The sequence below is a fragment of the Campylobacter sp. CCUG 57310 genome (assembly GCF_013201975.1).
Taxonomy (GTDB): domain Bacteria; phylum Campylobacterota; class Campylobacteria; order Campylobacterales; family Campylobacteraceae; genus Campylobacter_A; species Campylobacter_A canis.
This window is the reverse complement of record NZ_CP053845.1, coordinates 1,029,799-1,052,059: the sequence shown is the minus strand read 5'-3', so window position 1 is coordinate 1,052,059 and position 22,261 is coordinate 1,029,799. Positions and strand designations below refer to the sequence as shown.

Sequence of the window (22,261 nt, the reverse complement as noted above, 5' to 3'; positions counted from 1 at the left end):
CCTTAAATTTTTAGTAGTCTTTCACAAATTCGGCTATGCGATCTATGCCTTTTATGATATTTTCCATACTTGTAGCAAAGCTTAGTCTAAAGTATCCGTCCATACCAAATCCGACTCCCGGTACGCAAGCTACTTTCGCCTCTTCAAGTAAGCGGCGGCAAAATTTCATCGAGTCAGGCTCGACCTTAGAGCAGTTTACAAAGAGATAAAACGCGCCTTCAGGTTTAAGCACGCTAAGTTCGTTTATGGAGTTTATCATCTCGCACGCCTTATCTCTGCGCTTGATAAATTCCGCTCTCATCATAGTCATATCTTCATCGGCTTGTCCCGAAAGTCCGGCTATCGCTCCTTCTTGGACGATCGAGCTTATGTTGCTTGTGCTTTGGCTTTGAAGCCTCTTAACCGCAGCGATTAGCTCAGGTATCACGCTTGCCATATAGCCAAATCTCCAGCCTGGCATCGCTCCGCATTTGCTCAGTCCGTTTATGGTGATGGTGCGCTTAAACATATCTTCACTCACGCTTGCAACCGCAGTAAAAGGAGTGTCGTAGCTAAGTTTTTCGTAAATTTCATCGCTTGCTATGAGAATTTTGGTATCTTTTAAAACTTCGCCAAGAGCAAGCAGCTCTTTGCTGCTATATATCGCACCTGTCGGATTGCAAGGGCTATTTAATACTAAAATTTTGCTCTTTGGCGTGATTGCCGTTTTTAGTTGCTCAGGCGTTATCTTAAATCCGCTCTTTTCGCAAGTATCTATATAAACAGGCACACCGCCGCTAAATTTCACCATCTCGGGATAGCTTACCCAGTAAGGGCTTGGGATTATAACCTCGTCGCCGTCATCGATCAGCGCTTGAAAGATGTTAAAAAGCGAGTGCTTGGCGCCTACGTTTGTTATGATCCGGCTTGTCTCGTATTTTAGCCCGTTTTCACGCTCCAGCTTTGAAGCGATAGCTTTTAAGACATCAGGAGAGCCCGGAACCGCAGTGTATTTGCCACATCCCTTATCAAGGGCTTTTACAACTGCGTCTTTTATAGCTTTTGGAGTGTCAAAGTCCGGCTCGCCCGCCGAAAAACTCACGACATCTTCGCCTTTTGCTTTCATCTCTTTAGCAAGTGAGCTGATAGCTATGGTAAGCGATTCGCTTAATACTTGAACTCTATTTGACAGCATGTTTTTCCTTTTTGTGAAATTTAAGATATGGTTTTTAGATAACCGTTATCGTTTAAAAAGAGATACATCTCGCCTAAAATTTGCTTTTTTTGAGTCTCATTTACTAGTTTTGATTTCTCGATTCGTTCGTTTAAGGTGTCTTGAATTTCGTATATATCGTAGTCAAGATCTTCCATGATATCAAGGATCGATTGGCTTTCAAGTAGGTGAGCCACTTTATAGCCGTTTTCATCTATATCTATCGTCGCTTCGGTAGGATGAGTGAAGAGATTGTGCTTCATTCCAAGCACTTCTTGATATGCTCCTACCATGAAAAATCCCAAGAAATACTCCTCTTTTTCCACGTCGATATCGTGTAAAAACAGCGGGTTAAATTCATCGTCAAAGCCTATCTCGCCGTCACTATCGCAAGTGATATCCCAAAGCGAAGCCGAGCGGGTAGGGCGAATATCAAGCCTATCAAGCGGCATGACGGGGAAATTTTGCTTAAGCCCCCAAAAATCAGGCAGCGACTGAAAGAGCGAGAAATTTATGAGGTATCTTTCTTGAACCTCTTCTTGAAGTTTTAAAAGCTCGGGATTATTTTGCTTAGTTCCAAGCATTTTAACTGCTTTTTTAATGATAAGATGAGTTAAAATTTCAGCGTTTGAGCGGTCAACCAGATCAACATATCCTAGGTCAAACAGCGTAAGGATACTCTCCATATGATCCATGCTATCGTGCAGATACTCCATCGCATTTGACGGTTTTATGGTGTTTAGCAGATCAACCAGCTCGGTTATGAGCTGAGGATTTTTCTTTTTAAGTGCTAGTTTTTCCTCGGTATAGTCTTGGCTAAAGAGCTCAAGCACGGGCGCAACAAGCACTGCATGAGAGGCAGCTACGAAGCGACCGCTTTCTATAAAGATATCAGGCTCAAGCTCCTTTTTTTGATTGGCTATGGTTTTAAGCAGATAAACGACGTCGTTTGCGTATTCGCTTAGGGTATAGTTGCGGCTTGAGTTTTCCTTAAACTGCGAGTATTCTATCGCTAGACCGCCGCCTAAATTTATCGCTTTAAGGTTTTTTGCTCCCATTTTTCGTAGTTCTGCGTATATATTGCCCGCTTCTATTAGCGCCTTTTTAAGCGGATGGATTTCGGTTATCTGAGAGCCGATATGAAAGTGAATCATGTTAAAGCAATCAAGCAAATTCGCCTCTTTTAGCAAATTTACGGCTTCAATCAGCTCGGTTGCGGTTAGTCCGAATTTAGAATTTATGCCGCCGCTCTTTGCCCAAATTCCCGAACCCGAGCTATGAAGCCTGATACGAAGTCCGATGTTTGGCTTTGGCGCAAAGCGCTCTTTTGCCGTAGCTATGATAGCTTCAAGCTCGTTTAGCCCCTCTATCGTAAGAGTGATATTATGACCCATTTCAGCAGCGATAAAGCCGATATTTATCATCTCTTTATCTTTAAAGCCGTTTACCGTTATCGGAGCGTTTTCGTTATTGTAAGCCATTACAAGTAAAAGTTCCGCTTTAGAGCCAGCTTCAAGCCCGTATCCATAGCTTTTGCCGTGCTTAACCAGGTTTTTTACAAAGCCAGGGTATTGATTTACTTTAAGCGGATAGACGGCGTTAAAGTCGCCTTTGTAGTCAAATTCTTTAATCGCCGATTTGAAATTTGAATAAATTTGCTGAATTTGTTTTTTGATTAGATGCGGGAAGCGAAGTAGCAATGGTCCTCTATAGCCTTCGCTTCTAATATCTTTTACAATATCTATGATAGCGGGCTTTGAGCCGTTATTTATGCATACCTTGCCGTTTTCGATGATAAAATTTGAATCACCCCATAAATTTAAACCGTAGTTATTCACTTAGCACTCCTTCAAGCTCATTTAAATTTATTGTCTTTTCAACTTTATTTTTTAGATTTTTATACCAAATTTTACCCTCTTTAAGCTCGTTTTCGCCCATGCAAAGAAAAATTTCGGCATTTAGATTGTCTGCGTTTTTAAGATGTTTTTGTAAATTTTTAGCCTCATAAGATATGTTTGTCTTATATTTTTTCCTTAAATTTATACCAGCTTGATGGATGATATCAAGACCTTCTTTATCAAGCGCGCAGATGTAAATTCCCTCTCTATAGCTGCTATTTTCTCTTGAGCTTAAAATTTCCATTATGCGCTCAACTCCCATGGCAAAGCCGACTCCGTAGCTTGATTTGCCGCCAAGATACTCAACCAGCTTATCGTATCTGCCGCCCCCTGCAACCGCGCTTTGGCTTCCTATCTCGTTGCTGATAAACTCAAAAGCCGTCTTGCAGTAGTAGTCAAGCCCCCGCACAAGCCTTGGATCTACTTCGAATTTAACTCCGTTTGTAGTTAAAATTTCTTGTAGCTTTTTAAAGTCCTCTTTGCATTCATCGTTTAAATTATCTATGATTAAAGGTGCGTTTTTGTAGATTGTTTGGCATTTTTGCTCTTTGCAATCAAGCACGCGTATAGGATTTGTAAGTTTGCGTCTTTTACAATCTTCGCAAATTTCAGCTTCATGCTCATCTAAAAATTTAACCAGCTTTTCGCGGTAAGCCGGCATACACTCGCTATCTCCTAGCGAATTTATCTTAAGAGCGGTTTTTATGTTTAGTCTGGCAAAAATTTCATCTATCATCAAAATGATGCTCGCATCCTCATAGACGCTTGGCTCGTTAAAGCACTCACAGCCAAACTGATGAAACTCTCTTAAGCGTCCCTTTTGCGGGCGCTCGTAACGAAACATTGAGCCATGATAAAAGTATCTTCTCACACCTCCCGCCTTATCGAATTTCGCTTCGATAAAAGCCCGCACGACTCCGGCAGTTCCTTCGGGTCGCAAACAGACGTCATTTTCGCCTTTATCGATAAACTGATACATCTCTTTTCCTACGATATCGCTACTTTCTCCGACACTTCTTCTAAAAAGCGCGGTTTGCTCAAGGTGCGGCGTTAATACAAATTCATACCCGTAGTTTTTAGCTACCTCTTCGCAAATTTTGATAACGTATTCGTAAGTTTGCCCGCTTGGCGGCAGGTGATCTTTCATGCCCCTTAATGCGCTAATCATCTATAAATTCCTTTATCAAATTTGTTATTTTGCCCATTTCGTCGCTTGCATTTATGGCTAGAAATTTTATATCAAGTGAGTTTAAAACGCGCTTCATGCACTCTTGAACCTTTAGCAGATATTCCGCTCCGCGACTTTCTATATGATCAAGCCCGCGAGAAAAAACTCGAGAATTTAAAAGCTCTAAATCTGCTTCAAAAAACACTATCTTATCGGGCAGATTTCCTTGCAGGGCGAATTTGTTAAATTCAAGAAGCTTTTTCATATAGCTTTCATCACACGCCTTGACGGCTCGGTTTTCGTTTGCCATCGCATAAGCCATGCCTGAGATAAATCCTCTGTCGCTTAGAATTATCTTATCCTTATTCTTGCTTATAACCTTATCAAAATGCTCGGCACGATCGGCTAAAAACAGCAAAATTTCAGCCTCTTTGCTAAGTGAGTTTTTGCCAAGCAGAATTTCTCTTAGTTTTTTACCAAGCTCTGTTCCGCCCGGCTCATAAGTGATAACGGCGTTTTCATAAAATTTTGCCACTTTTTTTATCTGAGTACTTTTACCTACTCCATCAACCCCTTCAAACAGGATATACATCTAATTTTTTTCCTTTAAAATTTCTAAAATTTCATTTGGCACCAGCTTGCTTACATCGCCGTTATGTCTTAAAACAGAACGCACGATAGAGCTTGATATAAAGGCGTTTTTAAGGCTTGGCATGAGATAAACCGTCTCAAATTCATCCCAAAGAGTAGCGTTTGCGTAGCCGATTTGAAGTTCGTATTCAAAGTCGCTAACCGCGCGAAGCCCGCGTATAACGATGTTTATATCATGGCTTTTTGCAAAATCCACAAGCAAGTTATCAAAGCTAATCACGCTTACGTTTTTTAAATTTGCCGTCGCGATTTTAGCCATCTCAACGCGCTTTTTGATACTAAAATAAGGCTGTTTGCTCTCGCTTTTAGCAACGCCCACGATTACCTTGTCAAAAATTTTCGTAGCGCGCTTGATAACGTCTATATGTCCGTTTGTGATAGGATCAAAGGTTCCCGGATATATGCAAGATTTTTTCACTCTTTACCCCATCTTTTATAAATTTGATTTTCTATGCCAAGTGCGTCAAGCCACTTGCCGATGATGAAATTTTCCATGTCTTCTACGCTTTTGATATCTGCGTAATATCCCAAAACAGGAGGAGCGATGATAACGCCCATACTTGATAGCCTTGCCATCTGCTCAAGCGCGAGGGTGGAAAAAGGCATTTCGCGAACTCCAAGTATTAGCTTTCTTCGCTCTTTAAGAGCAACTGCGGCGGCACGAGTTATAAGCGTATCGGCAAAGCCTGCGTGAATTTTTGCTAACGTGTTAATAGAGCAGGGTGCTATGATGGAAGCTTTTATACCAAAAGAGCCTGAAGCAAGCGAGGCTGAGATATCGCTATCATCATAAATTTTAGCCGTATTTTTAAGATTTTTGTAAATCTGATAAAGTTCACTAGATTTATTATTATCTTCAAGTAAAATTTCCTCTTCTTTGCTTAGCACAAGCTTTGCGTTATGACTTATGATGACGTGACACTCGCTTGTTTTAGCTATCTCGTTAGCAAGCTTAACGCCTAAATTTACCCCACTTGCACCGCTGATAGCCACTAGAATTTTGCTCATCTGATTAGCACCTGTTTTTTTGAAATTATTGTAGCATAAAATACCTTTTTATCCCTTCCTCTAACCTTTATCACATCGCCTAAATTTCCATCTTCCAAGGCTCTTACTTCTATGCTTACATTTAGTGAGCCGTCGTTAAAAACGGCTTGAATGCTGTCTCCTTTTTTGATCATCGAAAGCATTTGAAACTGCCTTTTTGCAAGTATTTCACCTGCTTTTATGTTTTGTTTTGATATCATTTTTGAAACTGGAATTTCGGTAAAATAATCCTTTGAAAAATCGCCAAAATCAATTTCGTCAAGACTATAATCAAGCACGCTTAAAATATGTTTGGCTGAAATTTGCTTGCTAGATCTTAAGATAGGCATTTTAGCTTTAAATTCGTATCTGAAAAATATGCTTTTAACGCTACTATCAGGCAGGATAAAAGTAGCCCTAAAGCTTCCTTTTTGACTGTTTAGAGAGTTTATGAAAAGTTTTTCAAATTTATATGTAGAAAAATCTTTTGGAAGTTCGCTTTGTGCAGAAATAGTTGGAATTTGGCTGAATTTGATGCGTGGATATTCGTTTGTAACGGCTGCTAAAAAATCTCTTTGAAGCTTTAAAATTTCATCGCAATGTTTTACGAAGATTATCTCTCCACCGCTTTTGTCGGTGAAATTTATGAGATGAAATTTTAAAATTTCAGCCATTTTGTTTGAATTTATCTTGGCGGCTTTTTGCTGGTTTAGATTTAAAATTTCTTCATTTCTACCATTAAATCCTAATGTCTTAAGAGTTATGGTATCATCATTTATACAATACATCGGATTTAGAGTGATGGAGTTTGCAAATAAAAAAATCGGAAAAAATAGAGTAAAAAAAATGGAGCGGGAAACGAGATTCGAACTCGCGACCCCAACCTTGGCAAGGTTGTGCTCTACCCCTGAGCTATTCCCGCGGATAAGAAGTCGCAATTTTAGCAAAATCATATCCGTTTGTCAAGAAAATTTATAGACCAAAACTTCATCGTTTTGTCTAAATTCGCTTTGATCAAAATTTGAAAGACAGATTGCATTACTTTTTACAAGCGGCATGATCATGCCCGAGCCGTATTTATTATCATCCGTTACGTAAAATTTATCCTCTTCAAGCCTACCTAGAACCACGTTTTCACGGCCTGATTTTACTTTAATATCTTGCATTATGTAAGCTTTAGTTGCCTCAAGCGGTCTTTTTAGTAAAAACGGAACTATCAGCAAAAACGCACTTAAAAATGCCGACATCGGGTTTCCGGGCATTATAAAAACTATCTTACTATCTTTTACATAAGCCTTGCTTGGACGAGCGGGACGAGCATCTATGTGGCTAAACAGCTCGGTAAATCCAAGTGAAAGCAGGGCGGTTTTCATGAAGTCAGCCTCTCCTTTGCTGGCTCCTCCTGAGCAGATAAGCACGTCCATATCGGCAGAATTTATAGCGTTTATAGTATCGTTTAAGTCATCTTTTATGATTCCTAAGTAGCTAGATTTAAAGCCGAATTTGGACAAAAGAGCTTGCATGCCGATTGCGTTTGCGTTATAAATTTGATCTTCGCTTGCGCTTTGCCAAGGCTCTACTATCTCGTCTCCGCTTGAAAAAATTCCTATTTTTGGCTCGCAAAATACCCTTACAAACGAAATTCCTTGCGCGGCTAGCATCATCACGTGAGCGGCACTTAATCTCGTGCCTTTGCCAAACAATACATCACCTGATTTTATCTCCTCGCCTTTGTGTCTAAACGCGCTAAACTGCTTGGTTCGCTCATCTACTATCAGCTTGCCACTCTCTATGATCGCATCCTCAAAACGAACCACCGTATCGGCACCCTTTGGCATCTTAGCACCCGTCATTATCTTTACGCATTCGCCGCTTTTTATGCTTATTTCTCTACCGTCTCCCGCAAATATCGTATCCGTAATGCTAATAGGAGCTTTTCTATCGGCAAAATTTATCGCATAACCGTCAAGTGCGGAGTTGTCAAACGAGGGCAGATTTTTAACGGCAACGATATCTTCTGCCACTATTTTATCAACCGCATTATCTATACTTATAAATTCGCTCGAGTTTTTTAAATTTATGTTTTCAAATATCTTTTTTAGAGCCTCTTGTATCAGCATCTATTCCTCCAGTCTTCTTATCTTAGCGCCCAAATTTGCAAGTTTAACTTCTAAATTTTCATAACCTCTATCAAGGTGGTAAATTCTATGCACTCTGCTGGTGCCGTCGGCTACAAGTGCGGCTAAGATAAGAGCCGAGCTTGCTCTAAGATCAGTCGCCATAACGTCTGCGGCGTTTAGTTTAATCCCGCCATAAACGCTTGCGATATGCCCGTTTAGCCTGATATCCGCACCCATTCTGGTTAGCTCGCTAACGTGCATGAAGCGGTTTTCAAAGAGCCTTTCGTCTATAGTGCTAACTCCCTCGGCCATGAGCGCTAAAGCCATAAACTGCGCTTGCATATCGGTAGGAAAGCCCGGATATTCCGTAGTAACTATCTCGGTAGGAAGAATTTTACCCGCAGGAAGTATGGTTATAGCGTCATCTTGAACTTCTATGCCAAAGCCCATTTGCTTAAATTTGGTTAAGACGGCTTTTAAGTGGTTTGCATTTGCTTTTTTTATCGTGATTTTTGAGTTGGTTATGGCTCCTGCACATAGATAAGTGCCTGCCTCTATGCGATCGGGAATAACTTCTATGTATTTTACGTTTATTAAATTTTGACCTGTGCCTTTTATGCTTAGCTCATCGGTTCCGATGCCTTCTATCTGCACTCCGGCACTTGCCAAAACCTCGCACAGCTGCACGACTTCAGGCTCTTTTGCTACGTTTGTAAGCTTTGTTACTCCGTGAGCGAGGGCTGCCGCCATGATGATGTTTTCACTACCGGTTACAGTTATCTTATCAAACACTATCTCAGCTGCTTTTAGCCCTTCAGGGACGCTTGCTACTACATATCCTTGCTTTATATCTATCTTGGCACCCATCTTTTCAAGTGCGCTTAAATGCAAATCAATAGGGCGCTGACCTATAGCGCAACCTCCAGGCAAGCTTACTTCGCAGTGCCCAAAGCGAGCAAGAAGCGGTCCAAGGGTAAGGATTGAGGCGCGCATTTTGCGAACGATATCGTAGTTGGCTTTGGTTGAATTTATCTCGTTTGTATTGATTTTAATCGTATTATGATCTGCAAATTCGCATTTTGAGCCTAAATTTTCAAGCAGTTTAGCCAGCGTCTTGATATCTGCTACGTTTGGAACGTTTGATATAGTAACTTCATCTTTCATTATGAGCGTTGCGGCTATTAATGGTAAAGCGGCGTTTTTTGCTCCGCTTATGGCAACCTCTCCGCTTAGTTTGGCATTGCCTTCAATCTCTAAATAGTGCATAATAAATCCTTATATAAAAAAGATATTGTAATGAAATTTAGCTTATAAAAAGAAATTTTAGCCTAAATTTCGGCTCATATTTACTCATTTGCGTATATAATTGAGTTTATTAAATTTTAGGGATAGAGAGTGAAATTTAAAAAACATATAACTTTTTTAACATTTAGCGTTTTTTTACTGACGGGATGTTCTATTGTGTCGCCCGAGATAAAACCAAAAGAGAGGTTTGATTTTGACTTCGTTATGCAAGGAGGCGCAAATGAAGCTTTAAGCAAGATTGTGATGCAATCTAGACTAAAAAAATCAAACGAGATATCAAATTTAATGAGTAGATATCTAAACAAAAGAGACGGCAGAGACTGCTCGGGTTTTGTCTCTTTAATCAATAAAAAAAGCGAAAATATCTACTTTCAAGAGCGAAATTTGGATAAATTTTATACCAAAAGAGGGCTTAAGTCAGAAGCGATATTTAATCTTTATCAAAGCCAAAATTTAATTATCCAAAACGAACCCAAAGTAGGGGATTTGATATTTTTTAACAACACCACCGATAAGACAAAAAATTACAAAAAAAGCAAGATAATAACTCATATCGGAATCGTGGATAAAATTTATGAAGACGGGACTATTAGATTTACTCATCATAGCGGCAAAAAAAGCAAGCATGGTTTTATGAATTTAAACAAAAAAAACAAGCACAAAGCACAAAATAAAGAGATAAATTCTTACATCGTAAATTGTAAAAAGAAAAATAGCTCTTGCCTTGCTTCAAATAGATTTGCAGGCTTTGGTAGCGTGAAATTTTAGCTAATTTTAGGGAGAAATTTTATATCATAGCGCTTTTTAAGGAGCCTAATTGAACGTAACCGCACCTATTATAGCGCTAAATTGCCTGATATATTTTTTGGTTAATTATGCAAATTTTAGTAACGATCTCGTGCTTGGATTAAATTTATATTTTATCGATGCTCTTTTGATCTGGCAGCCTTTAACTTCGATGTTTATGCACGCAAATTTAACTCACCTTCTTATGAATATGGCGGTTCTTTTTCAGTTTGGTTCTATGCTGGAGTATAAATTCGGAGCTTTAAAATTTAGCGCCGTTTATCTGCTCGGAGGCGTTGCGACCTCGCTTTTAAGCTTTGTTTGTATCTATTTTGCCTATCAACTTAACGGCTCTTTTATAAATTTAGTAGGGGCAAGTGGGGCTATAAGCGTGCTGCTTGGTATAGTTGCGTTTCTTGATAGAAGTAGCGCTAAAGGGCTTTTGATGGCTATCTTGCTTATGAGTTTTGTGCCTTTGATGATGGGCGTAAATATAGCTTGGTATGCTCACATAATCGGCTTTGGTGTTGGGTATTTGATAATGAAAGCGAGAGTTTTATGAGGTTTTTTAAAGAGCTTAGCGAAATTTTAAGATGTGGCGACAAGGATAAGAAATTTGCCGAATTCAAAAGATTTTATAATAGCTACAAAGCAGGGCATTACGAGATAGTGGATGATGGCGAAATTTTACCTCTCAAAGAGCCTAGTTACGCTAAATTTTGTGATGTCGTGGAGATGAAAAATTTAGATAAAAAATCCCAAAAACAAAACAAAGAAGCCGCTTTTCTTCATTCAATCGCCCACATAGAATATAGCGCCATAGATATCGCACTTGATGCCGCTTATCGCTTCAGAGGGCTTCCTAGGCAGTATTATGACGACTGGCTTGAAGTGGCTGAAGACGAGATAAGACACTTCAAGATGATAGAAAAATATATGCAAAATTTTGGCGTTAAATACGGTGATATGCAGGCGCATAACGGACTTTTTGTAGCGCTTAAGATGACTGAAAATTCTCTTCTTGAGCGCATGGCTGTGCTTCCAAGATATATGGAGGCAAACGGGCTTGACGCAAACGCTTTTATGCTTAAAAAACTTGAAAATGACCATACGAAAGCCGATTTAAAAGAAATTTTGCAAGTGATTTTAGACGAAGAAATTTCACACGTAAGCAAGGGCGATAGGTGGTTTAAATTCGAATGCGAACGCAAGAGAGTTGATCCAAGCGAATATATCGCTATTGTTCAAAGAATTTATCCAAATTCCTTTTTGCAAACCAGAGAGCTAAATGAAGAGGCAAGACTAAAATCAGGTTTTAGCGCAAGCGAGCTCGAGCGTATCAAACAAATAGCCAAAAGCAGGGCGAATATATAGGAAATTCAGATGAAAAAGATTTACTTCATAAGACATGCAAAGGCTACGCAAAAAGAGTGCGAAAACGACTTTGAGCGTGATTTGAACGAGCGAGGCAAAAAAGATCTTGCGCTGATGTGCGATAGGCTTAAAAAGCATAAAGTGAGGGTGGAAGCTATATTTTCAAGCCCTGCTAAACGCTGCGTAAAAACTGCCAACAAGATGGCTGATGCAGTAAAATTTAAAGAAAAAATAAAATTTATAGATATGTTTTACGAAGCAAGTGTTGCCGATATGCTGAAATTTATAAAAGGCATTGAGGATAGGTTTAGTAGCGTATTTATAGTTTCGCACAATGACACAATAACTGAAATTTGCGAGCTTTTAAGCGATGCTGTGATAGGCAATATACCTACTTGCGGGATATTTTGTATAGAATTTGAATGCCGATTTTCTCAAATTTCAGAGCATAGCGGCAAAGCGTTATTTTTTGACTATCCAAAGAAGCATAAAAACAAAGACTGAACTCTTTCAAATATATTATTTCTCATTATTTTTTCTAAAACTATTTGCATAAATATTCAAAATAAAAATAAATATATAGAGTGGAGTAATTTTAATTTTTATCTGATATTTTCATTAAAAACACAAAGAAACCGATACATAAAAATATATACTAAATAACTTGCAAAATTATACGTTTTATTTAATGGATAAATTTAAATCACTCAAAACGTAAATTAGCTTTAATATCGTATTTGTCGATATTTAAAGATAGTGCTTATATGTTATTTCAAAGCTATAAATAAAAAATTGAAAATTATAGTTTTCAATATAAAATAGTAAAAATAGTTTGTATTTAACTTTTTTGTAGTCTTTTTTGATGTCGGCTATATTTTTGATACTTTTAGAATTTTATAGTGGCTAGCTTATTATTTTAATGCAAAAAGACTTTTGTGATGGATACTAATAAATAGTGAAAAAATATACTAAAAGCGCAATCAACAAAAAGATAACTTGCAGGAATCTCTATGAGTAAATGTTGAAGATAAATGTTAATAACGGCTAGAGACAAATTGTGTACTTTGCACTTTGTTTTGAGTGTATACTCCATAAATTTTACCACCCTGATACTTGATAATAGTATAAATTTAATTCCTATATTAAATTATTCTAAATATAGCAATAATTTTAATCTACAAAGCCCATTTTAAAGTAAGAGCCTTGCAGATTAGTTTTCATCAAAGTCCAAATTTCTACATAAAACTAGGCGCATCATTTGAAAATAGTATGAGATCTCCTGCTCTTGTGTTTTGAGCAAGCATCTCTTGCATTTTAGCCTTATCTTTTATGATGATTATTTTTGGTTTTGTTAGGTATTTTAGCAAGGAAGCCGCATTTAAAGAGCTTGATATCATTACTACATCAAAAATTTCATTTATGATCTTGCTTAGTTTTTCATTGTCTTCCGCGGTACTCTCTACTATTCCAGGCGTTATAAGCACTTTTCTGCCCTCATAGCTTGCAACAAGCTCATAAGATGCACTCATGCCGTTAAAATTTCCATTAAAGCTATCATCTATGATGATTTTACCGCCGGCATCAATGCGCTGCAGTCTATGCTCGACGTTTTTAAGCTTGGATATTAGGTTTTGTACTTTGTCCGCTTTAAGCCCTAGATAAAGAGCGGTTTTTATACATGCTGCTAAATTTGCGCAGTTAAATTTACCAAGTAGCGGCGAGCTGAATTTAAACTCGTCAAGGCTAAATTTTACGCCTTCTAAATTTGCTTCTATCTCATTTAAATTCTTATCAAAAATTTCTATTTTTTCGCTCTCTTTTGCCAGTGTTGAGCTATGCACGAAGGCTTTTTCAAGTCGATTTGATCCAAGCGCTTCAAGCTTGGTTGCGCGGATATTTTCAAGCGTTTTGAAATACTCTATGTGCTGAGCCCCTATTTCGCCTACGATTACGATTTGAGGACGTAAAAACGCGGTGATTTCAGCTATATCGCCCTTCAGTCTAGCCCCTGCTTCGGCGATATAAAATTGCGTATCGCTAGTAAGATTTGAATTCACGTCTTGAATCAAGCCTGCTAGGGTATTTACGCTACGAGGAGTTTTGTGGCACTTAAAATCATCTTTTAAAATTTCAAACAAGAAATTTTTAATGCTTGTCTTGCCAAAACTTGCCGTTATCAGAACGATTTTAAGCTCTTTCATGTTTTCAAGCTTTTTTAAAGCCGCTTTTTCATACATCTTAAAATTCATCTTCTCAAGCATAAAGCTAAGTATAAATGAAATTGCAAGCGGAAGTATAACGCCTAAATTTTGACACTTAACCGAGATGTAGCAAAATATATTTTCAAGCACCAAGGCGATTGTAAGTATGATGAAAAATCGCTTAACTCTTGGGGTAAAAACTAGCTTCTTATCAAGCCTTTTATGCCAAAGATATAAGCTTGGCACCATCGCAAAGTAAAAATATATCCAAAAAAATTTGCCTGTCGTATAGCAAAGCACAATAGGAACTATCGCAAAAAATACGTGCCAAGCAGGCTTTGTGAAGTGGAACAGCACCCGCTCGAATTTGTACGAAAACCACTGCAAGCAGGTGATAAGATAAAATCCGATCGCAAGAGTAAATAAAGAGTGAGTAATAATCAATCCGCCGCTTATTAAAATTTGAGTTAAATTCTCGCTCATTTTAGCTCCTCTTTCTCATTTAAATTTAGCTCGGAATCGATAACCCCGCTGATATATCTTGCATGAAGCAAAAAGAAAAAGTGATCGCCCTTAAGTGGATGAAAATCGCTGTTTGATATGAGGCCATGTATCCTCTCACCGCTTTTTAACGGAGTCGCACTATCGTCCTCTCCCCAAAATATAAGCGCCCTGCCCTTGTATTCTTTAAATTTATTTGTAAAATCCTCATTAACTACGTTTTTAAGTGTTTCATACATCTGCTTGCTCATGCCTTTTACGTCTTTTGTGGCAAAAAATTTATACAAAAAGCCAAATCCAAAAGCTTTTAAAATTTTAAAAATGGCGATTTTAAACCTCACGAAAAACGGCTTTTTGGTAACTATGCCCGCACTGCTTAAAAGAGCTAAATTTGCAGGCTTAAGCAAAGTCGCAACCTTTCCGCCAAACGAGTGTCCGACGATAAGAGTTGGAGTGATATTTATCTCTTTCAAAAACAGCCTCATAATCTCGGCATAATCTTTCGTATAAAGATCTTCGTGCATGTTTGATGCGCCAAAGCCCGGCATATCGATATAAACGTGTTTAAAATCGTTTAGAAATTTACCGAAAGCCTTTTTCATTATCTCTTTATTCGCTCCCCAGCCGTGTAAAAATACTATGGCGGGGCTAGATGATAAATTTAAAATTTCATAGCTTATGGTGTAAATTTTACCGCCGAATTTGATATCCTTACTCGCCATTTTCACCCTTTTTTCTTGATGAGTAAATAGCCTGTAAAACCTCCACGGCCTCGCATAATCGCTCATATTCAGCCATATTAAGTAAGACCGCTTCAAATTTATTATTTTTTACGATAACGGCTCTTTTTATCTGAGCCGAGCCTACTTTGGTAAGTACGGCGCTAAAATTTCTAACGACTTCGGTTGCGGTATAAATTTCATCTTTGCTAAATGTAGTCATTTTTGCTCTTTTATGTAAAATTTTACATAAAATATAACACACAAGCCTTTAAATTCGGCTAAATCAGGCTACTAAATTTAGCGATTTAATAGCCTGATGATATTTTATTTGTGTTTTATAGTTTGCCTTTTGCGGAGGTGATTGAGTTGATAAACTGATAATCTATCCTTATATCCCGCTCTCTAGGAAGGTTTTTAGCCAGTGCATTTATCGTTGCTTCAAAGTCGTCAAACAGATAGTTCGCAAGGCTTCCAGGATTTGGATTGATCTCGTTTAGATAGACTTCATTGTCTATCACAAAAAAATCACACCTTATAAGCGCGCCGTCAAACCCGCAGTTATAAATTTTCTCAAAACTACCTTTGAGTTTGGCTTTTAGCTCTTCGCTTATATCAGCCTCTTTTGCCCTACTTTCGCTTGAAAAGCTCATATATTTTTGCTCGTAGTCAAGGAATTCTTTCTTTTTTGGCTCTTCGATGATTGAAAATTTTATCTTGCCATCTATCTTGCAGCCTGCTAGGTTATACTCCTTTACGCCTTCTATAAAGGGTTCGGCTAAAATTTCACTATCAAATTCAAATGCCACGTCTAAAGCATATTCAAGCTCGCTTTCATCTTTTACCACGCTTACACCGATAGAGCTGCCCAGCCTACAAGGCTTTAGTATCGTAGGAAGCGATAAATTTATCATATCCTCTCTTCGTAATACGTCGTATTTTAGCGATTTTACACCTGCTTTTGCTGCTAGAAGCTTGGTTAATTCTTTGTTGTAGCTCATCGCGCTTGCTTCAAGACGAGGACCGATATATCTGATACCGAAAAAATCTAGCAAAGCAGCTATTTTACCGTCTTCGCCGTCCATTCCGTGGATTAAATTTATATAGACATCAGCATCTATTTTTTTCTCGCCAAACATCCCGCCTATAAAAAATCCGCCGTTTTTAAGAAGCAACTTTTTGCTTTTTTTATAGTTTCCAGAGCTGAAGAAATTTGCCTTCATATTATTAGCTTTGATTAGATAAAATTCTCTAAATTTATCGCAAAATACAAATACAAGTTCGCTTTTAAGCACGTTTTTTAAAGCTATTGCGCTTACTATGCTGATCTCGTGTTCGTAGCTTTTGGCTCCAAATAAAATTCCAAATTTCATACCTATCCTTTATCCTAGTTTTTTAAGAGCTTCTTTGATAAGCTCGCTTACGTTTGTTGCCGTGCAGGTTGAGAGCACCTTAGATATCTTATCTCGCTTAAATCCAAGACTCTCAAGTGCTAAAATCGCCTCATGATGATGGCTTGGCGTAGCATCATCTATTACGAGTTTAGCGTCGCTTAGCTCGGCTATGATACGTCTTGCGGTCTTTACGCCTATGCCCGGAACCGATTTAAGAGCGTCCGCATCGCCGTTTAAGATAGCGTTTGTAAAAGCGTTTGGACTTAAACTAGAACACACTGCCATAGCCGTGCTTGCGCCTATGCCGTTTAGTTTGATAAGCATCTCAAACATCCTTTGCTCGCTTGCATCTAAAAATCCGTAAAGTAAATTCGCATCTTCTCTGATGATTTGAGTTATGCTAAGTTCTACTTTTTCGCCTTTTTCAAGCTTTGCCGAGCAAAAAAGCGATATAACTATGCCGTATGTAACGCCGCTTGAGGTTTTAAGCAGAAGGTACGCGGGCTCTTTTTTGGTTATTATTCCTTCAATTGCTTTTATCATTTTACTTCCTTAATCCTTTTTAAAATTTCATCCACAGCCTCATCAAGAGCCAAATTTAGCCCGTTTACAACATCTTTGTCTAAATTTGAATTAATCGGCTTGCTTGCAGAAATTATCTCGCTTTTTAAAATTTGACCATTTTTTACAAGCGAAAAAGCAAGCGTTATTTTGGCGTTTTTGATACCGGCTTCAAGGCTTATTAGAGTAATTTGCAAATTTAAATTCGTCTTATCAAAACTAGGTTGCAAAAGGCAACTAGCGTGCATAGTGTTGAGAATTCTCTCATAAATCATCTCGCTTGGAAGACTTATCCATTTGGCGCTTTTAAGAGGATAAATTGCTCCGTCATTGCCGCTTACGAGGATATCTCTACTTTCGGATGCGGCTTGGGACTTTACCGTAGCGATATAAATTTGCTTTTTATCCGTCTGCTCTTTACAAATTTTAAAATCCCCTTTTGCAAGGGTGAAATATCTTATCTCTGGCCCGCTTTTTGCTATGATTCCACACCCGCTAAAACCTAGAGCCAAAACGGCAGCTAAGATTAAATTTCTCATCTTTTATCCTTATCTTCTTTTGGGTCTTTAAAGAAAAATTCATAAGGTCTGTCTTCTAGTCTAAAAAGCGTCTGCCTAAATTCTTTTAATACTTTTTGAAACTCTATCATCGTTTCGCTAACCTCGCTTGAGAGTGAATTTAAAGTTGTTTTAAAATCAAATTCGCCGCTTTTTATCTTGTCTTGTATGAGTATTTGAAGATTTTTAAATTCGCCTACTCCGCTACCTATCTTATCGGGGATGAAATTTATCGCTTCAACCGTCTTGCTAGAAGCCTTTATAAGACGCTTAAAGTCTAAAATAGCTTCATTTGCAAGCTTTATTGTTTCGTTTATATCGATATTTTGCTCGTCAATCTCTTTTGTGATACTATCGATCGAATTTAGGATGGAGCTTACTTTGCCGATATTTTCTTCGTTTAGAACTCTATTTACTTTTGAAAGAGTATCTTCAATACGCTGGGTTAAATCATTTGCTTTTCCGCCTATTTTTTCAAGCAGGCTTGCCTCAAGCTTGATATAGGCTTTTTCATTTTCACTAAAAATTTCGCTTTGGTGCGAGCCTCTTTGGATATTTAAGTAGCTTATGCCCGTAATCCCTTGACTCTCCGCTATGGCGGTGCTATCCTTTTTGATTGGTAGCTCCTTTCGCACTAGCAACTCAACCTCTATCATCGCCTCTTTAGGATCTGCAAATTTGATATTTTTTACTATTCCCGCATCAACGCCTATAAATTTTACTTGCGAGTCTTTTTTGATCCCGTTTGGAAGATCGGTCGTAAGGATATAATAAGACCTATAAGCGTCTTTTGACTCCCCATAGCTTCCCATCCACCACATAAATCCGCCTATGGCCGTTACTACCGCTACGAAAAATAGCCCTACTAGCGTATAATTCACCCTATTTCCCATTATCGTTTCCTTGTCTTAAACAGCTCTTCAAGAGGGTTGTTTTTAAGTCCGTCAAGCTCGGTCAAATTTCCTTCAAAAAGCACTTTTTTATCTTCAAGTATCAAAAATCTATCAAGTATATCGCATATGCTGTCTATGTCGTGAGTTACCATTACTACGGTAAGTCCAAGCGTATCTCTTAGCTCTACAACCAGCTCGTCAAGCGCTCTGGCACTAATTGGATCAAGCCCGCTGTTTGGCTCGTCTAAAAAGAGAATTTTTGGACTTAGCACAAGTGATCTTGCCATAGCGACACGCTTTTTCATGCCGCCGCTTAGCTCACTTGGATACTGAAGTGCCGCACTTGGACTTAGACCTACTTTTTCAAGCCAAAACATCGCTATCTCTTTCATCGATTTTTCGCTCATGTTGCTATATTCTTTTAGAAGTATGTAGATATTTTCAAGCACGTTCATCGATGTATAAAGCGCTCCAAATTGAAACATAACTCCGCATTTTAGCCTTATCTCTTGCCTTTTATCCTCATTTGCAGCCCATAAATCCTCTCCAAGCATGTTTATATGCCCGCCGCTTGGCTCTTTTAGATATATCATTGTTTTCATCAGGGTTGATTTGCCAGTTCCGCTTCCGCCTAGAAGTCCATAAATTTCAGCCTCTTTTACATGAAAATTTACTCCGTCATGTATAACTTTGTTGCCAAATTTCGTGGTTATTTGAGTCGCTTTTATGATACTCATATGCCAACTTGTGTGAAGATGATTGAAAATAGCGCATCAAGCATGATTACGCCAAATATAGCATTTACAACGCTTATAGTAGTATAAATTCCCACACTTTGGGTGCTGCCGCTTATCTGAAATCCTCTCATGCAGCCTATAAAAGCGATAGCCGCTCCAAAAAACGGTGCCTTGATAAGCCCCACGTAAAGATGTCTAAGCTCAACTTCTTGATGAAAACGACTTAGATAGTCGCCAAAACTTATATCAAGGTAGGAATTTAGCACGACCATTTCGCCAAAAATCCCTGCCGCATCGGCTAAAAATACAACCAAAGGCATAGCGATTATAAGGGCTACAACTCTAGGAAGTACTAAAAATTTAAACGGATCAAACCCCATCGTCTTCATAGCATCAACCTCTTCGGTTATCTTCATAACGCCAATTTGCGCGGTAAAGCTTGAAGCAAGCCTTCCTGCAACGACGATAGCGGCTATTAGCGGAGCTACTTCTCTAAGTGTGAGCATACCCATCATCTCGACTATGATTATACTTGCTCCGAATTTTTCTAGCAAATTTGAGCCTTGATAGGCAAGCACGATACCGACTAGAAAAGAGGTTAAGCAAACTATAAAAACGGAATTTATGCCTGCATCTTGAAAATACGTAAAAATTTCTTTGATCCTAATGCTTTTTGGCACAAATACCGATCTTAAAAGCTTTATCAAAAGCTCTCCCAAAAAGGCTAAAAACATCATAGAATCAGAGTAAAATTTAGCTATCTTTTCGCCTATTACGGCAAATATATTTTCATCTTCTTTAGTTTGCAAAATCGCTTTTATATCAGGGCTTATCTCTTTATTTATGGAGTTAAAAATTCTCTGCTGACTTTCGTTTAAATTTATAAATTCGTATTGTTTTTGACTTTTTGTAAGGCAGTTTCTTAAAAATATCGCAACCGCATAATCAAGCTCTTTTACCTCTTTAAAATCAAGCACCAATTTTTTGTATTTTCGCGAGGATATAAGCGATGAAATAGAGTTTAAAACGGCTCTTTTAAGTTTGAAATTCCACTCGTTTTTTAAATTTATAGTCAAGATGCCTTTTTGCAGATCATAGCTATAAAATTTGTCGTTTGACGCCTTGAACAATTTAGCCCTCTAAACTTTTCTTACGTTGTTGCTTTTTTTGATCGCATAATCAACTTCGCCGTTTTCGTTTTCGATCTTTTTGATCATCAAAACCCTTGCGATCTCGTTTTCTCTCGTGTTATAAACTATCTCTTTAGGAGGATCGACAAGCTTAAATTTTATCTCATTAAATTCTCGCCAGTTGCTGTGATTTATCACTTTTGAGCTAAAAATCCCCTCCTGGATATCCTTTATCTCCTCTTTTAACTCGGCTATACACGCTCTTTTTTCTTGAAAATCTTTCAAGATAGTGTTGTATTCGTGCACAAGTTGCTGGTACTCTTTAAGCTTTTTTATGAATGTTACGGGCGGTGTTTTTTGACTCGCTCTAAATTCCTGCATCTTTTCTTTGATGATATTCATCGGTCCTCTATTTTCTTCGATGACGCATTTTTTGGACTCAAGCTGTTTTGGAGTCTTTGCTATCTGCTCTTTTATCTCTTTTATTTGAGCCATGTATTCATTTATCTTGTCGCCGCTATTTTTCACCATGCTAAAATCGACTAAAATTTTATTATTTACTCCGCGAAGCTGCTTTATCTCAAGCATATCGGCAACTATGATGGTCGAATTTGACGCTAAGACGCCAACTTCTAGTCGCTCGGCGATAACTTCGCCTCCAAGCATTGATTTTATTACCGCCGTTTTTGCCTTAACTTTGCCGTTTTCCAAGCGGTCTATCTCGACATGATCTCCGTCAAAGCTTCCTATATGCACGGCTATTTTAGCCTCTTTTGCTTCTATATACGATTTGGCGTGGGTTTGTCCGCCTATGGTTATTTTATTTGCTTTTACGGTTGCGTTTTGAGCTACGTTACCTTGGACGTTTATCTCGTTTGCCTCAACGCTCATTCCCGCACCTATTGCATCTTTTGTAACGTCGCTTTCTTTCACGTTTAAAGTTACATTATTATCAAGCCCTGTATCTATTGAGCCTGTGGTTTTAAACGAAATTTCATTTACGTCAAGTTGCTCTTTGATATCAAAAACACCTTTTTCTTCGCATACGTAGCCTGCTTTTTTGGAGTAGTACTTAATACCCTTTTCATCCTCTACAGCTTCTATATTTTCGCTATGTTCAAGCATTTTTGAAACGCTTGTTTTAGGTTGAGCTACGGATAAAAGATTTCCTCTTACGTCACGACCCGATTCGCCAACGGCTGATTTTACGTATTCGGCTACAAGCTCATTTTCGGCAACTCCTAGCAAATATCCTCTGTTAGCGTAGTTTATCTTGCCTTGATTATCCGCTCCTTGAACCTTGTTTTTATAGTGATAAATAAGCCCGTCATCAATAGCCTCTATAGGATCGATGCCCGAAGTTACTACAAATGTGTAGTCTTTGTCTATGATCTCGTTTATACGAAGCATGGATGAGATTTTACTAAGCTCGGCTTGCATTGCTTTATTTCTGATACCGATTAAAATCCCTACCTTGATGAGCTTTTTATATATAAATTCGCGCATCTTGGCTTTAAAATCTTTAAAATACACCACATCGTTGCTTCTTGAAACGGTAGCTACTATCTTAGTCAAATTTTTATTTACGTTTAAAGCGATATTTGGAAGCGTTTTTGGTTTGTTTTTTCTAATGTCAAAAAACTCCACCTTATAAGTTTGTTTGATACTTTCAACCTGATTTACGTAAAATTTATCATCGTCAAAGATACCCAGTTTATCCTCTTCAACAGACTTTATCTCGCTATCTCCAAGCAATTTATACTCGGTAAAAAAAGTTATGATATTAAAATCTATAAATTTAGCTTCTACGTTAAAATTACTTACTAAATTTGGGATTTCTCCATACGGATTTGGCGTTTGCATTATTATCGGATCAAGATAAGTCGGTTGATTATTTTGACTGTTTTCCACTTTAAATTTCTCTCATAAATCACATAAATTTGCCTATTATCTCTAAAATTTGATTAAAACAAAGTTATGGCTCGGTTTTACGTCTTTTAAAACTAAATTTGCGTATCATTTCGTATCTTAAATTTATATATGGAAAT

General features: G+C 38.1%; 23 protein-coding genes and 1 tRNA gene. 4 read left to right on the top strand and 20 right to left on the bottom strand.

From position 1 onward, the window contains the following. Positions 1 to 10: 10 nt before the first annotated feature. From CORI_RS05205 to murA, 10 genes are all read right to left on the bottom strand, one after another. Entirely contained in the window at positions 11 to 1,174 is a 1,164-nt protein-coding gene (locus CORI_RS05205; protein ID WP_173031097.1) for a pyridoxal phosphate-dependent aminotransferase, read from the bottom strand. Positions 1,175 to 1,194: 20 nt separating this feature from the next. Beyond that, positions 1,195 to 3,030: a biosynthetic arginine decarboxylase gene (gene speA, locus CORI_RS05200; RefSeq protein ID WP_173031096.1), complete on the bottom strand. Its 1,836-nt coding sequence runs from the start codon at positions 3,028 to 3,030 to the stop codon at positions 1,195 to 1,197. Continuing rightward, positions 3,023 to 4,258: a histidine--tRNA ligase gene (hisS, locus tag CORI_RS05195; protein ID WP_173031095.1), complete on the bottom strand. Its 1,236-nt coding sequence runs from the start codon at positions 4,256 to 4,258 to the stop codon at positions 3,023 to 3,025. Before hisS ends, speA begins: the two co-directional genes overlap by 8 nt. Beyond that, positions 4,251 to 4,850, bottom strand: coding sequence for a dTMP kinase (gene tmk / locus CORI_RS05190; RefSeq protein ID WP_172201597.1), 600 nt, complete (start codon positions 4,848 to 4,850; stop codon positions 4,251 to 4,253). The genes hisS and tmk overlap by 8 nt, the downstream gene beginning before the upstream one ends. Beyond that, positions 4,851 to 5,327 (bottom strand): pantetheine-phosphate adenylyltransferase, encoded by a 477-nt coding sequence (coaD, locus tag CORI_RS05185; protein WP_169940842.1) that lies wholly within the window; start codon positions 5,325 to 5,327, stop codon positions 4,851 to 4,853. It abuts the gene before it with no gap. Next, the gene (locus CORI_RS05180) at positions 5,324 to 5,917 is read right to left on the bottom strand and encodes a UbiX family flavin prenyltransferase (RefSeq protein WP_173031094.1); all 594 of its coding nucleotides are present in this window, start codon (positions 5,915 to 5,917) and stop codon (positions 5,324 to 5,326) included. The genes coaD and CORI_RS05180 overlap by 4 nt, the downstream gene beginning before the upstream one ends. Further along, complete coding sequence (flgA, locus tag CORI_RS05175) at positions 5,914 to 6,723, bottom strand: flagellar basal body P-ring formation chaperone FlgA (protein WP_173031093.1); 810 nt, start codon at positions 6,721 to 6,723, stop codon at positions 5,914 to 5,916. The genes CORI_RS05180 and flgA overlap by 4 nt, the downstream gene beginning before the upstream one ends. Before the next feature lie 59 nt (positions 6,724 to 6,782). Beyond that, positions 6,783 to 6,857, bottom strand: a tRNA-Gly gene (locus tag CORI_RS05170). Positions 6,858 to 6,897: 40 nt separating this feature from the next. Continuing rightward, entirely contained in the window at positions 6,898 to 8,055 is a 1,158-nt protein-coding gene (locus tag CORI_RS05165) for a molybdopterin molybdotransferase MoeA (RefSeq protein ID WP_173031092.1), read from the bottom strand. After that, positions 8,056 to 9,321 carry a UDP-N-acetylglucosamine 1-carboxyvinyltransferase gene (gene murA, locus CORI_RS05160; protein WP_173031091.1) on the bottom strand — a complete coding sequence of 422 codons (1,266 nt, stop codon included), beginning with the start codon at positions 9,319 to 9,321 and terminating at the stop codon, positions 8,056 to 8,058. 129 nt (positions 9,322 to 9,450) lie between these two features. On the opposite strand from murA, the gene CORI_RS05155 reads away from it, so the two are divergent. Genes CORI_RS05155 through CORI_RS05140 form a run of 4 tightly spaced genes read left to right on the top strand, consistent with a single transcriptional unit; the run spans position 9,451 to position 12,024 of the window. After that, a complete protein-coding gene (locus CORI_RS05155) occupies positions 9,451 to 10,128 on the top strand; it encodes an NlpC/P60 family protein (protein ID WP_254064885.1) in 678 nt (225 codons plus the stop codon). 49 nt (positions 10,129 to 10,177) lie between these two features. Further along, positions 10,178 to 10,708, top strand: coding sequence for a rhomboid family intramembrane serine protease (locus CORI_RS05150; protein ID WP_173031090.1), 531 nt, complete (start codon positions 10,178 to 10,180; stop codon positions 10,706 to 10,708). Next, positions 10,705 to 11,520 (top strand): ferritin-like domain-containing protein, encoded by an 816-nt coding sequence (locus CORI_RS05145; RefSeq protein ID WP_173031089.1) that lies wholly within the window; start codon positions 10,705 to 10,707, stop codon positions 11,518 to 11,520. The genes CORI_RS05150 and CORI_RS05145 overlap by 4 nt, the downstream gene beginning before the upstream one ends. Positions 11,521 to 11,529: 9 nt before the next feature. Beyond that, positions 11,530 to 12,024 carry a histidine phosphatase family protein gene (locus tag CORI_RS05140; protein WP_173031088.1) on the top strand — a complete coding sequence of 165 codons (495 nt, stop codon included), beginning with the start codon at positions 11,530 to 11,532 and terminating at the stop codon, positions 12,022 to 12,024. Positions 12,025 to 12,755: 731 nt separating this feature from the next. Here CORI_RS05140 and CORI_RS05135 read toward each other — a convergent pair. The 10 genes from CORI_RS05135 to CORI_RS05090 form a co-directional block, all read right to left on the bottom strand. Next, entirely contained in the window at positions 12,756 to 14,204 is a 1,449-nt protein-coding gene (locus tag CORI_RS05135) for a UDP-N-acetylmuramoyl-tripeptide--D-alanyl-D-alanine ligase (RefSeq protein ID WP_173031087.1), read from the bottom strand. Further along, positions 14,201 to 14,944, bottom strand: coding sequence for an alpha/beta fold hydrolase (locus CORI_RS05130; RefSeq protein WP_169974633.1), 744 nt, complete (start codon positions 14,942 to 14,944; stop codon positions 14,201 to 14,203). Before CORI_RS05130 ends, CORI_RS05135 begins: the two co-directional genes overlap by 4 nt. Then, positions 14,934 to 15,164 carry a type II toxin-antitoxin system Phd/YefM family antitoxin gene (locus tag CORI_RS05125; RefSeq protein ID WP_169940864.1) on the bottom strand — a complete coding sequence of 77 codons (231 nt, stop codon included), beginning with the start codon at positions 15,162 to 15,164 and terminating at the stop codon, positions 14,934 to 14,936. The genes CORI_RS05130 and CORI_RS05125 overlap by 11 nt, the downstream gene beginning before the upstream one ends. 115 nt (positions 15,165 to 15,279) lie before the next feature. Next, a complete protein-coding gene (locus tag CORI_RS05120; protein WP_173031086.1) occupies positions 15,280 to 16,314 on the bottom strand; it encodes a D-alanine--D-alanine ligase in 1,035 nt (344 codons plus the stop codon). A 9-nt stretch (positions 16,315 to 16,323) separates the two neighbouring features. Continuing rightward, on the bottom strand, positions 16,324 to 16,878 hold the full coding sequence (gene ruvA / locus CORI_RS05115; RefSeq protein ID WP_173031085.1) for a Holliday junction branch migration protein RuvA: 555 nt from the start codon (positions 16,876 to 16,878) through the stop codon (positions 16,324 to 16,326). Beyond that, positions 16,875 to 17,435 (bottom strand): ABC-type transport auxiliary lipoprotein family protein, encoded by a 561-nt coding sequence (locus CORI_RS05110; RefSeq protein WP_173031084.1) that lies wholly within the window; start codon positions 17,433 to 17,435, stop codon positions 16,875 to 16,877. Before CORI_RS05110 ends, ruvA begins: the two co-directional genes overlap by 4 nt. Continuing rightward, a complete protein-coding gene (locus CORI_RS05105; RefSeq protein ID WP_173031083.1) occupies positions 17,432 to 18,346 on the bottom strand; it encodes an MlaD family protein in 915 nt (304 codons plus the stop codon). Before CORI_RS05105 ends, CORI_RS05110 begins: the two co-directional genes overlap by 4 nt. Then, entirely contained in the window at positions 18,346 to 19,083 is a 738-nt protein-coding gene (locus CORI_RS05100; RefSeq protein WP_173031082.1) for an ABC transporter ATP-binding protein, read from the bottom strand. The genes CORI_RS05105 and CORI_RS05100 overlap by 1 nt, the downstream gene beginning before the upstream one ends. Beyond that, the gene (locus CORI_RS05095) at positions 19,080 to 20,213 is read right to left on the bottom strand and encodes an ABC transporter permease (protein ID WP_173031081.1); all 1,134 of its coding nucleotides are present in this window, start codon (positions 20,211 to 20,213) and stop codon (positions 19,080 to 19,082) included. The genes CORI_RS05100 and CORI_RS05095 overlap by 4 nt, the downstream gene beginning before the upstream one ends. Positions 20,214 to 20,222: 9 nt before the next feature. Beyond that, positions 20,223 to 22,124 carry a flagellar assembly protein A gene (locus tag CORI_RS05090; protein WP_173031080.1) on the bottom strand — a complete coding sequence of 634 codons (1,902 nt, stop codon included), beginning with the start codon at positions 22,122 to 22,124 and terminating at the stop codon, positions 20,223 to 20,225. Positions 22,125 to 22,261 lie beyond the last annotated feature (137 nt).

Excerpts from the sequence above, each read along its gene's own strand:
- CORI_RS05105 (WP_173031083.1), bottom strand. The coding sequence starts at position 18,346 with ATGGGAAATAGGGTGAATTATACGCTAGTAGGGCTATTTTTCGTAGCG.
- CORI_RS05165 (WP_173031092.1), bottom strand. The coding sequence starts at position 8,055 with ATGCTGATACAAGAGGCTCTAAAAAAGATATTTGAAAACATAAATTTA.
- CORI_RS05205 (WP_173031097.1), bottom strand. The coding sequence starts at position 1,174 with ATGCTGTCAAATAGAGTTCAAGTATTAAGCGAATCGCTTACCATAGCT.
- CORI_RS05145 (WP_173031089.1), top strand. The coding sequence starts at position 10,705 with ATGAGGTTTTTTAAAGAGCTTAGCGAAATTTTAAGATGTGGCGACAAG.
- CORI_RS05180 (WP_173031094.1), bottom strand. The coding sequence starts at position 5,917 with ATGAGCAAAATTCTAGTGGCTATCAGCGGTGCAAGTGGGGTAAATTTA.
- hisS (WP_173031095.1), bottom strand. The coding sequence starts at position 4,258 with ATGATTAGCGCATTAAGGGGCATGAAAGATCACCTGCCGCCAAGCGGG.
- CORI_RS05100 (WP_173031082.1), bottom strand. The coding sequence starts at position 19,083 with ATGAGTATCATAAAAGCGACTCAAATAACCACGAAATTTGGCAACAAA.
- flgA (WP_173031093.1), bottom strand. The coding sequence starts at position 6,723 with ATGTATTGTATAAATGATGATACCATAACTCTTAAGACATTAGGATTT.
- murA (WP_173031091.1), bottom strand. The coding sequence starts at position 9,321 with ATGCACTATTTAGAGATTGAAGGCAATGCCAAACTAAGCGGAGAGGTT.
- CORI_RS05125 (WP_169940864.1), bottom strand. The coding sequence starts at position 15,164 with ATGACTACATTTAGCAAAGATGAAATTTATACCGCAACCGAAGTCGTT.
- tmk (WP_172201597.1), bottom strand. The coding sequence starts at position 4,850 with ATGTATATCCTGTTTGAAGGGGTTGATGGAGTAGGTAAAAGTACTCAG.
- ruvA (WP_173031085.1), bottom strand. The coding sequence starts at position 16,878 with ATGATAAAAGCAATTGAAGGAATAATAACCAAAAAAGAGCCCGCGTAC.
- CORI_RS05130 (WP_169974633.1), bottom strand. The coding sequence starts at position 14,944 with ATGGCGAGTAAGGATATCAAATTCGGCGGTAAAATTTACACCATAAGC.
- CORI_RS05110 (WP_173031084.1), bottom strand. The coding sequence starts at position 17,435 with ATGAGAAATTTAATCTTAGCTGCCGTTTTGGCTCTAGGTTTTAGCGGG.
- CORI_RS05140 (WP_173031088.1), top strand. The coding sequence starts at position 11,530 with ATGAAAAAGATTTACTTCATAAGACATGCAAAGGCTACGCAAAAAGAG.
- CORI_RS05120 (WP_173031086.1), bottom strand. The coding sequence starts at position 16,314 with ATGAAATTTGGAATTTTATTTGGAGCCAAAAGCTACGAACACGAGATC.
- CORI_RS05135 (WP_173031087.1), bottom strand. The coding sequence starts at position 14,204 with ATGAGCGAGAATTTAACTCAAATTTTAATAAGCGGCGGATTGATTATT.